Below are 14,602 nucleotides of genomic sequence, written 5' to 3'. Positions count from 1 at the left end.
TGCGCGTTCATGCGGCATCCTCGAGCGGCACGTCGGCAAACATGGCGCGCAGCGCCGCGATGACGTGTTGGGGGGTCTCGGAGGTGACGATCCGCGCCCGCTCGACGCGGGCGAGCTTGCTGCCGAGCGCGATGGCATGTTCGGCATAGGCTGCAAGGTGCTTGCGAGCGTGCCTTAGACCCATCTCGCGGCCGTAGAGTGAAAGAAGCGTCTCATAATGCTCGATGGCAGCTGCGCCGCGCGTCGCGGCGTCGGGTGCCCCGCCCTGCCGGCCGGCATCCCCGGCGAGATCGCGGGCAATCTCGCCGACAAGCCAGGGCCGGCCCACGGCGGCGCGGCCGATCATGACCACATCGGCGCCCGACAGCCGCAAGGCCTCGCGGGCGTCTGCCGAGTCAGCGATGTCGCCGTTGACGACGAGGGGCAAGGAGGTGGCAGCGCGCACAGCCGCGACCGCCGCCCAGTCGGCGCTGCCCTTGTAGAACTGCTGGCGTGTGCGCCCGTGTACGGTGACGAGGCGCACGCCGGCCGCTTCGGCGCGGCGGGCGAGCTCCGGCGCATTGCGGCTCGCGTCATCCCAACCGAGCCGCATCTTCAGGGTGACCGGCACGCGAACGGCGGCGACGACGGCCTCCACCAGCCGTGTGGCATGGTCGAGATCCCGCATCAGCGCCGAGCCGGCCCAGCCGCCCGTCACCTTCTTCGCCGGGCAACCCATGTTGATGTCGATGATGTCGGCGCCCGCCTCCGCCGCGACGCGGGCCCCCTCCGCCATCCAGTGCGGATCGCAGCCGGCGACCTGCACGACGTGCGGCGAGACGCCCTCGCCTTCCGCCCGCATGCGCGCTTCCTCGTCGCCGCGCGCCAGTTCCTGCGAGGCCACCATCTCGGACACGACGAGGGAGGCGCCGAAACGGCGCGCCAGCCGGCGCAGTCCGACGTCCGTCACGCCCGACATGGGCGCGAGGAAAGCACGTCCGTCGATTGCGACAGAGCCGATCGCTAAAGTCATCTGCCCATTTCTTGATCATGCACAGCGTTGCATCAAAATTGCGCAAAATCTTGCGCTGCACAATAGGCTCGTTCGCCGCAGCCCGGTGCATTTGCGCTGAGCGCCCCGCCGCCTTATCAGAACGGCCGGGACTCGTCTCGCCCCAACCGGGGTGGACGGTGGAAGAGGTCGAGAGCCGTTCGATGCCGCTCGTTGCAGCCATCATCGTCGCCGCCGGTCGCGGCACACGGGCGCGCCCGCACGCGCTACCCAAGCAGTACCGGCTCCTGGCCGGGCGGCCGCTGGTCGCTCACAGCCTCGCGGCGATGCTGCGTCATCCGGCCATCGCCAAGGTCCTGTGCGTCATCCATCCCGACGACCAAGCCATCTACAACCAGATCGCACGCGGTCTCGAACACGAGGGCAAGCTGCTGCCGGCCGGCTTCGGCGGCGCGACCCGGCAGGCCTCGGTCCACGCAGGCCTCGAGGCACTTGCCGGGCAGATGGGGCGCGCGCCGGACATCATCCTTGTGCATGACGCGGCGCGCCCGTTCCTCTCGCCGCAGCTCATTGACCGGGCGATCGCGGCCGCCGAGCTCTACGGCGCGGCTGTGCCCGGTCTCGCAGTGACGGATACGGTCAAGGTCGTCGGCGCCGATGGCTGCGTGGCCGAGACGCCAGACAGGGCCATGCTGCGCACGGTGCAGACGCCGCAGGCCTTCGCTTTCCCCGCACTTCTCGCCGCCCATCGCGCGGCCGCCGAGCGAGGCATCGACGGCTTCACCGACGACGGCGCCATCGCCGAATGGGCGGGCGGCACCGTCCACATCTTTCCCGGAGAGGCGCGGAACGTGAAACTGACGATCGGCGAGGACTTCGTTGAGGCGGAACGGCGCCTGTCGGCACAGCGCGACATGACGGTGCGCTTCGGCATCGGCTATGACGTGCACACCTTCGGCGAGGGCGATCACATCATGATCGGCGGCATCGCCATCGCGCACGAGCGCGGCATCGTCGCCCATTCGGATGGCGACGTGGTGCTGCATGCCCTAACCGATGCTTTGCTCGGCGCCATCGCGGAGGGCGACATCGGCACCCATTTCCCCCCGTCCGACCCGCAGTGGAAGGGCGCATCCTCCGACCTCTTCCTGCGCGATGCCGGCGAGCGCGTGCGCCGGCGCGGCGGCATCATCGACAATGTCGACGTCATCGTCGTCTGCGAGCGGCCCCGCATCGGGCCGCATCGCGAGGCCATTCGCGCACGGATCGCCGAGATCCTCGGCATCGGCACGGGGCAGGTTTCCGTCAAGGCGACGACCTCGGAAGGGCTCGGCTTCACCGGCCGGCGCGAGGGCATCGCCGCCCAGGCGAGCGCCACAGTGCGCCTGCCGGCATCCTCGGAGGGACAGGCATGATCGACGGTGCCATTCTCGCCCAGGCGGAGGCCCTGCTCGCGGCCTGCCGCCAGCGCGGCCTGAAGATCGCCACGGCCGAATCCTGCACCGGCGGGCTCGTCGCCGGCGCGCTCACAGCCATCGCCGGATCGTCCGACGTCGTCGAGCGCGGCTTCGTCACCTATTCCAACGAGGCGAAGGTCGAAGCCATCGGCGTCGATGCGGATCTGATCGGCGAACACGGTGCTGTCAGCGAGCCGGTGGCGCGGGCCATGGCCACGGGCGCCCTCGCCCGTTCGCGGGCCGATCTCGCCGTTGCCGTCACCGGTATCGCGGGCCCCGGCGGAGGCAGCGCGGCAAAGCCGGTCGGCCTCGTTCATTTCGCCGTGGCCATGCGTACCGGCAAGGTCCTCCATCGGGAGGAGCGTTTGGGCGACATCGGCCGCTCCGAGGTGCGGCGATTGTCGGTGGCGGTAGCCCTCACGATGCTCGAAGAGGCCTGTGCCGGGGCTTGACCTGGCTTCAGGCCCGGGCAGCCACGCTTCCGCCTCGGCCGTAGACCTCCCGGGCCCGCTCCTCGAACGCTTCCGCGAACTTGTGGAAGGCGCGCTCGAAGACCGCGCCCATGACGAGGCCGAGCGCCATGCTCTTGAACTCGTAGGAAATGAAGAAATCCACCTCACAGCCACCATTATCAAGGTGAAGGAAGGCCCAACGGTTCTCGAGATGACGGAAGGGCCCATCAACATATTCAACCAGGATGCGCATGCGCGGCCTGTCGAGAGTGACGCGGCTCGTGAAGGTCTCGCGGATAGCCTTGTAGCCGACTGTCATGTCGGCGACGAGGGTCTCCACCCCCTCGCCGCTGGCGGCGCGCCGGCGCACGCGCAGTGCCTCGCACAGCGGCAGGAATGCGGGATAGCGTTCCACATCCGCCACGAGGTCGAACATCTGCGCCGGCGTGTGCGGCACGCGACGCTTGTTGCGAAACGACGGCATGATGCCCGTCAGGCGCCCAGCCTGGCCGCGCGTGCCGCCTTCAGCCGCTCGAAATCCTCGCCGGCATGGTGCGAGGAGCGCGTCAGCGGGCTCGACGACACCATGAGGAAGCCCTTGGCATAGGCCGTCGTCTCATAGGCCTTGAACTCGTCCGGCGTGACGAAGCGGACGATGGGATGGTGCTTCTTCGTCGGCTGCAGGTACTGGCCGACGGTGAGGAAGTCGACGTCGGCCGCCCTCAGGTCGTCCATGAGCTGCAGCACCTCGTTCCGCTCCTCGCCAAGGCCGACCATGATGCCGGACTTCGTGAAGATGGTCGGGTCGAGCTCCTTCACGCGCTGAAGGAGGCGCACCGAGTGGAAATAGCGTGCCCCCGGCCGTACCTTGAGGTACTTCGACGGTACCGTCTCGAGATTGTGGTTGAACACGTCCGGCCGCGCCTTCACCACGACCTCGAGCGCGCCTTCCTTGCGCAGGAAGTCCGGCGTCAGCACCTCGATGGTCGTCTTCGGCGAGCGGGCGCGGATGGCGGCGATGACCTCGGCGAAATGCTGCGCGCCGCCGTCGGCGAGATCGTCACGGTCGACCGAGGTGATGACGACGTGGCTGAGGCCGAGCTTCTCGACGGCCTTGGCGACGCCCTCCGGCTCGTCCCTGTCGAGCGGCTGGGGCATGCCGGTCTTGACATTGCAGAAGGCGCAGGCGCGCGTGCACGTATCCCCCATGATCATGAAGGTCGCGTGCTTCTTCTCCCAGCACTCGCCGATATTGGGGCAGCCAGCCTCCTCGCAGACCGTCACGAGCTTGTTCTCGCGCACGATGCGATTGGTCTCGGCCCACTTGGGCGAACCCGGTGCCTTCACGCGGATCCAGTCCGGCTTGCGCATCACGGGCTGGTCCGGCCGATGGGCCTTTTCGGGGTGGCGCGGGCGTGGGTCGCGATTGAGCAGGTCGAGAACGACAGCCATCAGACATCTCCGCGGGGTCGCCCCTCGCGGACGACCTCTCTTGGTTATGTATTTGCAGGCCGTCTCGCAAGTAGGCAAGCCAGTTCGGGCGCGGCAAAGCGCCCTTCATCAAGGCACGGCTCCGCGCGCAGAATGTGCAATATCCTCCTCGCGCAGAACCTCAGGCGTTTCATGCGCGTGAAATCGCACGCTACCATCGCCGCCTGATCAGGCTGAGCAGGAACAGAAGCACAACGGCGCCGATCGTTGCCACGACGAGGCTGACCAACAGACTTCTGCCTGCCGGCATCAGGCCGAGCGCGCCGAGGATCGACGGCCCGATCAGGGCGCCGATGAGGCCGACGATGAGATTGGTGAGGAGACCGTGGTTGCGGTTCATCACCTTCTCGGCGATGAAGCCCGCCAGAATACCGATAAGAATGAGCCAGAGAAGATTGATGCCTTGAACTCCGAGAATACCGACCCCTTGCATGAATGCCCCCTTGCAATCGAGAAAAAGAGCGCAACCAAGGATCGCTCCTCTTCGCCTCGACAGCAAGGAGTCGGTACAAGTTCTGTACGCGCCGCTCATCGTGCGGCGCGCACGATCCTCAGACGTGAATGACGCGTCCGTAGGCGTCGAGCACGGATTCGTGCATCATCTCCGACAAGGTCGGGTGCGGGAAGACGGCGTGGATGAGCTCCTCCTCCGTCGTCTCCAGGTTCATGGCGATGACGAAGCCCTGGATGAGCTCCGTCACCTCCGCGCCGACCATGTGGGCACCGAGGAGGCGTCCGGTCTTCTTGTCGAAGATGGTCTTGACGAGGCCGTCCGGCTCGCCGAGAGCGATGGCCTTGCCGTTGCCGACGAAGGGGAAGCGGCCGACGCGCACATCGTAGCCCGCCTCTTTGGCCTTCGCCTCCGTGAGGCCGACGGACGCGACCTGCGGGTGGCAATAGGTGCAGCCCGGGATCATCGCCTTGTCCATGGCGTGCGTGGGCAGACCCTTGATGGTCTCGACGCAGATGACGCCTTCGTGCTCGGCCTTGTGGGCAAGCATCGGCGGGCCGGCGACGTCGCCGATGGCGTAGATGCCCGGAACGTTGGTGCGGCCCAGCCCGTCGGTGACGACGCAGCCGCGCTCCGTCTTCACCCCGAGCTTGTCGAGGCCGAGGTTCTCGATGTTGCCGACGACGCCGACGGCGGAGATGACGCGATCGACCGTGATCGTCTGCTTGGCGCCCTTCTCGTCCTCGATATGGGCGGTGACGCTGTCGGCCGCCTTGTCGAGCTTCGTCACCTTGGCGCCAGTCAGGATCTTGATGCCCTGCTTCTCGAAGCGCTTGCGCGCGAAGCCGGCGATCTCGGCGTCCTCGACGGGCAGGATCTGCGGCAGCACCTCCACCACCGTGACCTCGGCGCCCATGGTGCGGTAGAAGGAGGCGAATTCGATGCCGATGGCGCCGGAGCCGACGACGAGCAGCGACTTCGGCATCTTCTCGGGCACCATGGCCTCGAAATAGGTCCACACCAGCTTCTTGTCCGGGTCGAGGCCGGGCAGCACGCGCGGGCGCGCGCCGGTGGCGACGATGATGTGCTTGGCCTGATAGGTGCCGGGCGGCTGCGCACCCTTGGGCGCCTCGATGGGCGCGCCCTGGACCGACTTCGTCGGCGCCTTGACGACGACCTCGCCCGGCTTGGTGATGTTGGCCTCGCCCCAGATGACGTCGACCTTGTTCTTCTTGAGCAGGAATCCGACGCCGGTGTTGAGCTGGCTGGAAACGCCGCGCGAGCGCTTCACCACCGCCGCCGTATCCACCTTCATCGCGCCCTCGAGCACGAGGCCGTAATCCTTGGCATGGGTGGCGTAGTGGTAGATCTCGGCCGAGCGCAGGAGTGCCTTGGTGGGGATGCATCCCCAGTTGAGGCAGATGCCGCCGAGGTGCTCGCGCTCGACCACCGCCGTCTTGAAGCCGAGCTGCGCCGCGCGGATGGCGGTGACGTAGCCGCCGGGACCGGCGCCGATGATGATGATGTCGTAGCTGGACATGTCAGGCTCTCTCCTCCCCTCCCTGCACGGGAGGGGATTGGTGGCGCTCGCGGCTCAGACCAGCAGCCCCATCGGATTCTCGATGAGCTGCTTGAAGGCGGCGATCAGTTCGGCACCGAGCGCGCCGTCGACGGCGCGGTGGTCGGTCGACAGCGTCACCGTCATCACCGTGGCGACGGCGGGCGCGTCATTCTTGACGATGACCCGCTTCTCACCCGCGCCGACGGCGAGGATGGTCGCGTGCGGCGGGTTGATGACGGCCGAGAAGTCCCGGATGCCGAACATGCCGAGGTTCGACACGGCGGTGGAGCCGCCCTGGTATTCCTCGGGCTTGAGCTTGCGGGCGCGGGCCCTCGCCGCGTAGTCCTTCATCTCGTTGGAGATGGTGGACAGCGATTTCGTCTCGGCCTTGCGCACCACGGGCGTGATAAGGCCGCCGGGGATCGAGACCGCAACGCCGACATCCGCCTGCTTGTGGCGCAGCATGGCGTTGTCCGTCCACGAGACGTTGGCGTCCGGCACGCGCATCAGCGACAGGGCCAGCGCCTTGATGACGAAGTCGTTGACCGAGACCTTGTAGGCGGGCTTGCCGTCCTTGTCCTTCGGCGCGGCGGCGTTGATCTGCTCGCGCAGCGTGAGCAGCGCGTCGAGCTCGCAATCCACCGACAGGTAGAAGTGCGGGATGGTCTGCTTCGATTCCGTCAGGCGGCGCGCAATCGTCTTGCGCATGGAATCGTGCGGCACCTCCTCGTAGGAGCCGGGCTCGAAGAGCTTCTTGATCTGCTCGTCGCCCATGCCGGCCGGAGCGGGCGCAGGTGCCGTCTTGGGGGCCGGGGCAGCAGCGGGGACGGCCGCTGCCGCGGGCTTGGCGCCGCCGGCGAGCGCGGATTTCACGTCCCGCTCGACGACGCGCCCGTGCGGGCCGGAACCGGCGATGGCGGCGATGTCGATCCCCGCCTCCTTCGCGAGGCGCCGCGCGAGCGGCGAGGCGAAGACGCGGTTGCCGTCGGCGACCGGCGCGGGGCCGGCCTTGGCGGTGGGGGCCGGCGCCTCGGCCCTGGTGGGCTCCACCTTGGGCTCTTCAGCCTTGGGCGCCTCGGCCTTGGCGGGCTCCTTGGCAGCTTCCTTAGGAGCTTCCTTGGTCGGCGCGCCGCCCGAGGCGGAAACCGCCTTCGGGTCCTCGCCCTCGGCGGCGAGAACGGCGATGACGTCGTTCACCGGCACGTCGCTGGTGCCCTCGGGCACCACGATCTTCGCCAGCACGCCCTCGTCGACGGCCTCCACCTCCATGGTGGCCTTGTCCGTCTCGATCTCGGCGAGGATGTCGCCGGACTTGACGGCATCCCCTTCCTTCTTGAGCCATTTGGCGAGATTGCCCTTCTCCATCGTCGGCGACAGGGCGGGCATCAGGATGTTGATCGGCATGGGCCCCTCCCCGCGTCAGGCGTAAGCGACGGCCTTGACCGCGGCGACCACCTCGGCCACCGACGGCAGGGCAAGCTTCTCGAGATTGGCGGCATAGGGCATCGGCACATCCTTGCCCGAAACGCGCAGCACCGGCGCGTCGAGATAGTCGAAAGCGCGCTCCATGACGCGGGCGGCTATCTCGGCGCCGACGCCGGACTGCTGCCAGCCCTCTTCCACCGTGACGCAGCGGCCTGTCTTCTTCACCGATTCAATGATGGTGTCGGTGTCCATCGGGCGGATGGTGCGCAGATCGATGACCTCGGCCTCGATACCCTCCCTCGCAAGCTCCTCGGCTGCCTTCAGGGCGTAGGTCATGCCGATGGACCAGGCGACGATGGTGACGTGCGAACCGGCGCGGGCGATGCGCGCCTTGCCGATGGGCAGGACGTAGTCGTCGAGCTTCGGCACCTCGAAGCTGTGGCCGTAGAGGATCTCGTTCTCGAGGAAGATGACTGGATTGGGATCGCGGATCGCCGCCTTGAGCAGGCCCTTGGCGTCGGCCGCCGTATAAGGCGCGACGACCTTCAGGCCCGGGATGTGGCTGTACCAGGCGGCATAGTCCTGGCTGTGCTGGGCCGCGACGCGGGCGGCGGCGCCGTTGGGGCCACGAAAGACGATGGGGCAGCCGAGCTGGCCGCCCGACATGTAGAGCGTCTTCGCCGCCGAGTTGATGATCTGGTCGATCGCCTGCATGGCGAAGTTGAAGGTCATGAACTCGACGATCGGCTTGAGGCCCGTGAAGGCCGCCCCGACGCCGAGGCCGGCGAAGCCGTGCTCGGTGATCGGCGTGTCGACCACGCGGTCGGCGCCGAACTCCTGCAGGAGGCCCTGCGTGACCTTGTAGGCGCCCTGGTATTCGGCGACCTCCTCGCCCATGACGAAAACGGCCTCGTCGCGGCGCATTTCCTCGGCCATGGCGTCGCGCAGCGCCTCACGCACCGTCATCTTCACCATCTCGGTGCCGGCGGGCACCTCGGGATCGGGCTGGGCACTCACCACCGGGGGGGCCGCGACGGCCGAGACGGGGGCCTCGTGCTGCTTGGCCGAGACCTGCGGCGCCTCGCCGGCCGGCGCCTGCGCAGGCGCCGCGGGCGTGGCAGCGGTACTGTTGGCGACGCTGCCGGCATCCTCGCCCTCGCCGGCGATGACGGCGATCGGCGTATTGACGGCCACGTCCTCGGTGCCTTCGCCGACGAGGATCTTGGCGAGGACGCCCTCGTCGACGGCCTCCACCTCCATGGTGGCCTTGTCCGTCTCGATCTCGGCGATCACGTCGCCGGACTTGACGCTGTCACCTTCCTTCTTGAGCCATTTGGACAGTTTGCCGCTCTCCATCGTGGGGGACAGCGCGGGCATCAGGATATCGATGGGCATGGGGCGATCTCGGAGCAAAGCATTGCGGGCGATCGAAGCGGCGGCTCTACCCCGCCCGGCCGCATCCGCACCGGGCGGACACGGCGACGGGGCGGCCGGCCCTACTTCAGGATGTCGGTGTAGAGCTCGGTGACGTCGGGCTCGGGATCGTTCGTGGCGAACTCGGCCGCCTCGTTGACGATCTCACGCACCTTGGCGTCGACAGCCTTCAGTTCGTCCTCGCTGAGCTTCCACTGATCGATGAGGCGGCGACGCACCTGCTCGATCGGATCATGCTCCTCGCGCATGCGCTGCACCTCGTCCTTCGAGCGATACTTCGCCGGATCGGACATGGAGTGGCCGCGGTAGCGGTAGGTCTGCATTTCCAGGATGTAGGGACCCTTGCCGGACCGGGCCCATTCGATGGCGCGCTCGCCGGCAGCCATGACGGCACGCACGTCCATGCCGTCCACCTGCTCGCCGGGAATGTTGAAGGAGGCGCCGCGCTTGGAGAAATCGGTCTGCGCGGAGGCGCGAGAGACCGAGGTGCCCATGGCGTAGCGGTTGTTCTCGATGACGAAGACCACCGGCAGCTTCCACAGCTCGGCCATGTTGAAGCTCTCGTACACCTGGCCCTGGTTGGCGGCGCCGTCGCCGAAATAGGTCAGGCAGACGTTGCCGTTCTTGCGGTAGCGGTTGGCGAAGGCGATGCCGGTGCCGAGCGAGACCTGGGCGCCGACGATGCCATGCCCACCGTAGAAGTGCTTCTCCTTGGAGAACATGTGCATCGAGCCACCCTTGCCCTTGGAGTATCCTCCGCGGCGGCCGGTGAGCTCGGCCATGACGCCCTTCGAATCCATGCCGCAGGCCAGCATGTGGCCGTGGTCACGATAGCCGGTGATGACCTGGTCGCCTTCCTTCGTGGCCATCTGCATGCCGACGACCACGGCCTCCTGGCCGATGTAGAGGTGGCAGAAGCCGCCGATGAGGCCCATGCCGTACATCTGCCCCGCCTTCTCCTCGAAGCGGCGGATCAGCAACATTTCGCGATAGGCGAAGAGATCCTGTTCCTTCGTGAAGCCCGCCGCGCCCTTCTTCGGAGCCTGCGACTGCGTCTTTCTTGCAGTACGCGATTTTGCGGCAGATGGGGCGGCATCCGAGCGCGATGCCTTACGAGCGGCTACAGCCATGAACATCCTCCCAACGGGGTTGTTGAGCGGTGTTGTAGCGCAGCCGCGCGCCGAAGGCGAGCCCCATCGGCACAGGATAAATGGATACGTTTGAAACTAACCGGCTGATATCAGTGTCGTTTTTTCAGTTAACCCGACTCCGGTTAAGCAACCTCGACTACCCGCCGTAGCGACTTTTCCGCACGCCTTCAGTGCTTCTGGGCCGGCAACATCACGACGACATCGTTGGGATGCACGAAACCGAGCTCTTCACGCGCCAGTTCCTCTAGAATGTCCCGATCCACCGACTGGGCGCGCATGAGGGCGATGCGTGTCTCCCACTCGCCGCGCCGTTCCTTCAAGTCTGCAAGCTCGCCCTTGAGCTCCGCGATTTCCGCCTCGAACGACTGTCTGGCCTCGAGCCCGCGCGCGCCGCTGTGCGCGTGGACGACGAAATAGCCGACCACCGCGCTCGATACACCGTAGAGCACGAGCGGGATGAGGACCGAGCGAAGGCGTTTGCGAATGACCATGGAGCGAGCATGGAAGCCCATGGTTAAGGATACATTAAGGGCCAGTACCCCGGAAAGCGCGCTGTTCCCTCCCCTTAGCGGGGGAGGATTAGGGAGGGGGGAGCGCACGTAGGACGAAATGCGCCATGTGTCTCGTCAAGACCCCTACCCCTCCCCGCAAGGGGGAGGGGAACATCGGCGATCCTTACCTCAGCGGCGCGCCTTCAGCGCCGTGCGGCCCGCGTAGACCGCCTGCTTGCCGAGCTCTTCCTCGATGCGAATGAGCTGGTTGTATTTGGCGAGCCGGTCGGAACGGGCGAGCGAGCCGGTCTTGATCTGCCCGCAGTTGGTCGCGACGGCGAGATCGGCGATGGTCGCGTCCTCCGTCTCGCCGGAGCGGTGCGACATCACGGCCGTGTAGCCGGCACGGTGAGCCATGTCGACGGCGGCGAGCGTCTCGGTGAGCGAGCCGATCTGGTTGACCTTGACGAGGATGGAATTGGCCGTGCCCTTCGCGATGCCTTCTGCAAGGCGCTTGACGTTGGTGACGAAGAGATCGTCGCCGACGAGCTGGCACCTCGCTCCGATGAGATCGGTCAGGGCCTTCCAGCCCGCCCAGTCATCCTCGGCCATGCCGTCCTCGATCGAGGCGATCGGATAATCGGCGACGAGCTTGGCGAGATACTTCGCCTGGGCCTCGGGATCGCGCGTCGTGCCCTCGCCCTCGTAGACATAGGCGCCGTTCTTGAAGAACTCGGTAGCGGCGCAGTCGAGCGCCAGCATCACATCCTCGCCAGGCTTGTAGCCCGCGGCCTCGATGGCCTTCATGACGAAATCGAGCGCGGCCTCCGCCGACGGCAGGTTGGGCGCGAAGCCGCCCTCGTCGCCGACATTGGTGTTGTGGCCAGCGTCCTTCAGCGCCTTCTTGAGCGTATGAAAGATCTCCGAGCCGGTGCGCACCGCATCCGCGAAGGTCGGTGCGCCGACCGGCATGACCATGAATTCCTGGAAGTCGATGGGATTGTCGGCATGGGCACCGCCGTTGACGATGTTCATCATCGGCACCGGAAGGAGGCGCGCCGAGGTGCCGCCGACATAGCGATAGAGCGGCAGGCCGGCTGCTTCGGCGGCTGCCTTGGCCACGGCGAGCGAGACGCCGAGGATGGCGTTGGCGCCGAGCTTGGCCTTGTTCGGCGTGCCGTCGAGAGCAATCATCGTCTCGTCGATCTTGACCTGGTCCTCGGCGTCCATGCCGCCGAGGGCGTCGAAGATGTCGCCGTTGACCGCGGCCACAGCCTTGCGGACGCCCTTGCCGCCGTAGCGGCTCTTGTCGCCGTCGCGCAGCTCCACCGCCTCGTGGGCGCCGGTCGAGGCGCCGGACGGCACGGCGGCGCGGCCCATGGAGCCGTCCTCGAGGATCACGTCGACTTCCACCGTCGGGTTGCCGCGGCTGTCGAGGATCTCGCGGGCGACGATGTCGATAATGGCGGTCATGGGGCTCTTTCTCCCTGGCTCGTCACGGGGCTCTGCCGTGGCTCCGGCTTTTAGAGCATCGCGTGGAACAGTGGCAATCGGCTGGCGGCTCCCCATCGATCGGCGAAGGCGGCAGGATGCATTTTTTCTTGCGCCGGCGCGACACTGGTGCGACAGCCCTCCCCGCGGGGGCATGAGGACGACACGAGGATCGACATATGGCGCAACAGCACGAATCGCTGCAGCTGGGCAAGCCGGCGTCCCTGCCCGCCTCGCCCGAGGAGGCGGTGCTCGACCGTGTGCCGAACCCGCATCCCGACACGGATTACGTGGCGCGCTTCACCTGCCCCGAGTTCACCTCGATCTGCCCGGTCACCGGCCAGCCGGACTTCGGCATCGTCGTCATCGACTATGTTCCCGGGGAGTGGCTGGTCGAATCGAAGTCGCTGAAGCTGTTCATGTTCTCGTTCCGCAACCACGGCGCCTTCCACGAGGACTGCACGGTCTACATCGGCAAGCGGCTGTCGGAGCTGCTGGGGCCGCGCTGGATGCGCGTTGGCGGCTACTGGTTCCCGCGTGGCGGCATCCCGATCGACGTCTTCTGGCAGACCGGCGCGCCGCCCGGTGGGCTCTTCCTGCCGGACCAGGGCGTGCCGCCCTACCGCCCGCGCGGCTGAGCGCCGGCAAGCGCCGCGACGAGCCGCGCCATTTCCGCGGCGGGATCCGCCGCCCGCATGACGGAGCCCATGACGGCGATGCCGGCGGCTCCCGCGGCAAGGCAATGGGCTACGTTGGCCGCGTCGATGCCGCCGATGGCGATCACGGGCACGGGACTGGCGCGGACGATGGCGGCAAGACCATCGACGCCCAGCGCGGGGCCGTAGCCGGGCTTGCTCGCGGTTTCGGCGAAGGGACCGGCGATCGCGTAGTCGACGGTTTCGGGGTCGAGCGCGCGCGCCTCGCCAGGCGAATGGACGGACATGCCGATCAGCGCATGGGGAGCGCCGAAGAGGCCCGGCACGCCCTGCTCCCCTCCCCCTTGCGGGGAGGGGCTGGGGGTGGGGGGCGTGGCGAGAGGTGATGGCGGCCCTCCAGGCGGCATCACCCCCCTCCCCAACCCTCCCCCGCAAGGGGGGAGGGAGTATGCCCGGCCCAGCATCTCCCGCGCTCTCCTCGCGTCACCGCCGGCCGCCAGATGCACGCCGCCAAGCCCAGCCTGCCGCGCCACCTCCGCCGAGCCATGCACCGTCAAACAGACGTCCGCTGCCAGCGCATCCCTGAGCCGCAGCGCCAGAGCGACCTGCTCGTCTTCCGGCAGATCCTTTTCGCGCAGGCTCACCCAGCGGCAGCCGCCGGCCACCGCTGCTTGGACGACGGCAACGAGGTCACCCCTCGCCTGCCGGCGATCGGTGACGAGCAGCAGCGGCGGCTGCGGCAGGGCCACGGATCAGGATCCGACGAGGCCGAACTGCGGGCTCGACGGCTCGGCATAGCGGCGCCTGGGGATGCGCCCGGCCCGGTGGGCGAGCCGGCCCGCCTCGACGGCATGGCGCATGGCGCGCGCCATGGCGACGGGATCGTTCGCCCTCGATACCGCCGTGTTGAGGAGAACCGCGGCGCAGCCCAGCTCCATGGCGAGCGCCGCATCCGAGGCCGTGCCGATGCCGGCGTCGAGCACCACCGGCACGGGCGAGCGCGCCGTGATGAGCTCGATGAGATGCGGATTGGCGATGCCAAGGCCAGAACCGATGGGCGAGCCAAGCGGCATGACCGCGGCGGCGCCGAGATCGGCGAGCTTGCGGCAGGTGACGGGATCGTCGTTGCAATAGACCATGACGACGAAGCCCTTGCGCACCAGTTCGTCCGTGGCGCTGAGGAGTTCCTCGACGTCCGGGTAGAGCAGTTCCCGGTCGCCGATGATCTCGAGCTTTACCCAGTTCGTCTCCAGCGCCTCGCGCGCCAGTTCGGCCGTCAGGACGGCGTCGCGCGCCGTCTGGCAGCCGGCCGTGTTCGGCAGGAGGTCGGCACGGCCGGCGATGAGGTCGACGAGCCCCTCCTCCGGGTTCGACAGGTCGAGCCGGCGGATGGAGGCGGTGACGAGCTCGGTGCCGCTCGCGGCAATCGCGTCCAACATCACCTTCTGGTTGGGATAGCCGGCCGTGCCGAGGAACAGCCGGGAGGAAAAGCTGCGCCCCGCGATGACGAGCGGGTCGGCCGCGCGCGGGCCCTGTTCGACGACGTTCATC

At 67.6% G+C, this 14,602-nt stretch carries 15 protein-coding genes; 3 read left to right on the top strand and 12 right to left on the bottom strand.

Going from position 1 to position 14,602, the window contains the following annotated elements:
* Nucleotides 1-7: 7 nt before the first annotated feature.
* On the bottom strand, nt 8-1,012 hold the full coding sequence (gene dusB, locus P2T65_RS08170; RefSeq protein ID WP_055458283.1) for a tRNA dihydrouridine synthase DusB: 1,005 nt from the start codon (nt 1,010-1,012) through the stop codon (nt 8-10).
* 182 nt (nt 1,013-1,194) lie between these two features.
* Here dusB and P2T65_RS08165 point away from each other — a divergent pair, with 182 nt between their 5' ends.
* Together P2T65_RS08165 and P2T65_RS08160 are read left to right on the top strand one after the other, a co-directional pair.
* Nucleotides 1,195-2,406: a bifunctional 2-C-methyl-D-erythritol 4-phosphate cytidylyltransferase/2-C-methyl-D-erythritol 2,4-cyclodiphosphate synthase gene (locus P2T65_RS08165; RefSeq protein ID WP_276199564.1), complete on the top strand. Its 1,212-nt coding sequence runs from the start codon at nt 1,195-1,197 to the stop codon at nt 2,404-2,406.
* Entirely contained in the window at nt 2,403-2,900 is a 498-nt protein-coding gene (locus P2T65_RS08160; protein ID WP_055458285.1) for a CinA family protein, read from the top strand. Before P2T65_RS08165 ends, P2T65_RS08160 begins: the two co-directional genes overlap by 4 nt.
* A 7-nt stretch (nt 2,901-2,907) precedes the next feature.
* On the opposite strand, the gene P2T65_RS08155 is transcribed toward P2T65_RS08160, so the two are convergent.
* The 9 genes from P2T65_RS08155 to eno form a co-directional block, all read right to left on the bottom strand.
* A complete protein-coding gene (locus P2T65_RS08155) occupies nt 2,908-3,384 on the bottom strand; it encodes a type II toxin-antitoxin system RatA family toxin (RefSeq protein ID WP_055458286.1) in 477 nt (158 codons plus the stop codon).
* 8 nt (nt 3,385-3,392) lie between these two features.
* Entirely contained in the window at nt 3,393-4,352 is a 960-nt protein-coding gene (gene lipA, locus P2T65_RS08150; protein ID WP_055458287.1) for a lipoyl synthase, read from the bottom strand.
* 190 nt (nt 4,353-4,542) lie between these two features.
* Nucleotides 4,543-4,923, bottom strand: a complete 381-nt coding sequence (locus P2T65_RS08145; protein ID WP_245280477.1) for a GlsB/YeaQ/YmgE family stress response membrane protein — start codon at nt 4,921-4,923, stop codon at nt 4,543-4,545.
* A 19-nt stretch (nt 4,924-4,942) separates the two neighbouring features.
* Nucleotides 4,943-6,382 carry a dihydrolipoyl dehydrogenase gene (gene lpdA / locus P2T65_RS08140; protein ID WP_055458289.1) on the bottom strand — a complete coding sequence of 480 codons (1,440 nt, stop codon included), beginning with the start codon at nt 6,380-6,382 and terminating at the stop codon, nt 4,943-4,945.
* Between the two features lie 54 nt (nt 6,383-6,436).
* Nucleotides 6,437-7,807, bottom strand: a complete 1,371-nt coding sequence (locus P2T65_RS08135) for a pyruvate dehydrogenase complex dihydrolipoamide acetyltransferase (protein ID WP_276199563.1) — start codon at nt 7,805-7,807, stop codon at nt 6,437-6,439.
* A gap of 15 nt (nt 7,808-7,822) precedes the next feature.
* Complete coding sequence (locus P2T65_RS08130; protein ID WP_063186331.1) at nt 7,823-9,223, bottom strand: pyruvate dehydrogenase complex E1 component subunit beta; 1,401 nt, start codon at nt 9,221-9,223, stop codon at nt 7,823-7,825.
* A 101-nt stretch (nt 9,224-9,324) separates the two neighbouring features.
* A complete protein-coding gene (gene pdhA / locus P2T65_RS08125) occupies nt 9,325-10,392 on the bottom strand; it encodes a pyruvate dehydrogenase (acetyl-transferring) E1 component subunit alpha (protein ID WP_055458292.1) in 1,068 nt (355 codons plus the stop codon).
* A gap of 188 nt (nt 10,393-10,580) precedes the next feature.
* Nucleotides 10,581-10,904: a septum formation initiator family protein gene (locus P2T65_RS08120; RefSeq protein WP_055458293.1), complete on the bottom strand. Its 324-nt coding sequence runs from the start codon at nt 10,902-10,904 to the stop codon at nt 10,581-10,583.
* A gap of 189 nt (nt 10,905-11,093) precedes the next feature.
* Entirely contained in the window at nt 11,094-12,377 is a 1,284-nt protein-coding gene (gene eno, locus P2T65_RS08115) for a phosphopyruvate hydratase (RefSeq protein WP_063186329.1), read from the bottom strand.
* 197 nt (nt 12,378-12,574) lie between these two features.
* Here eno and queF point away from each other — a divergent pair, with 197 nt between their 5' ends.
* Nucleotides 12,575-13,033, top strand: coding sequence for a preQ(1) synthase (gene queF, locus P2T65_RS08110; protein WP_276199562.1), 459 nt, complete (start codon nt 12,575-12,577; stop codon nt 13,031-13,033).
* On the opposite strand, the gene P2T65_RS08105 is transcribed toward queF, so the two are convergent.
* Both P2T65_RS08105 and P2T65_RS08100 read right to left on the bottom strand, forming a co-directional pair.
* On the bottom strand, nt 13,015-13,800 hold the full coding sequence (locus P2T65_RS08105; RefSeq protein ID WP_276199561.1) for a thiamine phosphate synthase: 786 nt from the start codon (nt 13,798-13,800) through the stop codon (nt 13,015-13,017). The two genes, queF and P2T65_RS08105, sit on opposite strands and share 19 nt — an antisense overlap.
* Before the next feature lie 3 nt (nt 13,801-13,803).
* Nucleotides 13,804-14,601 (bottom strand): thiazole synthase, encoded by a 798-nt coding sequence (locus P2T65_RS08100; RefSeq protein ID WP_276199560.1) that lies wholly within the window; start codon nt 14,599-14,601, stop codon nt 13,804-13,806.
* Nucleotide 14,602 lies beyond the last annotated feature (1 nt).

It is taken from the genome of Chelatococcus sp. XZ-Ab1 (genome assembly GCF_029309855.1).
Classification (GTDB): domain Bacteria; phylum Pseudomonadota; class Alphaproteobacteria; order Rhizobiales; family Beijerinckiaceae; genus Chelatococcus_A; species Chelatococcus_A sambhunathii.
This window is presented reverse-complemented; position numbering and strand designations above follow the sequence as displayed.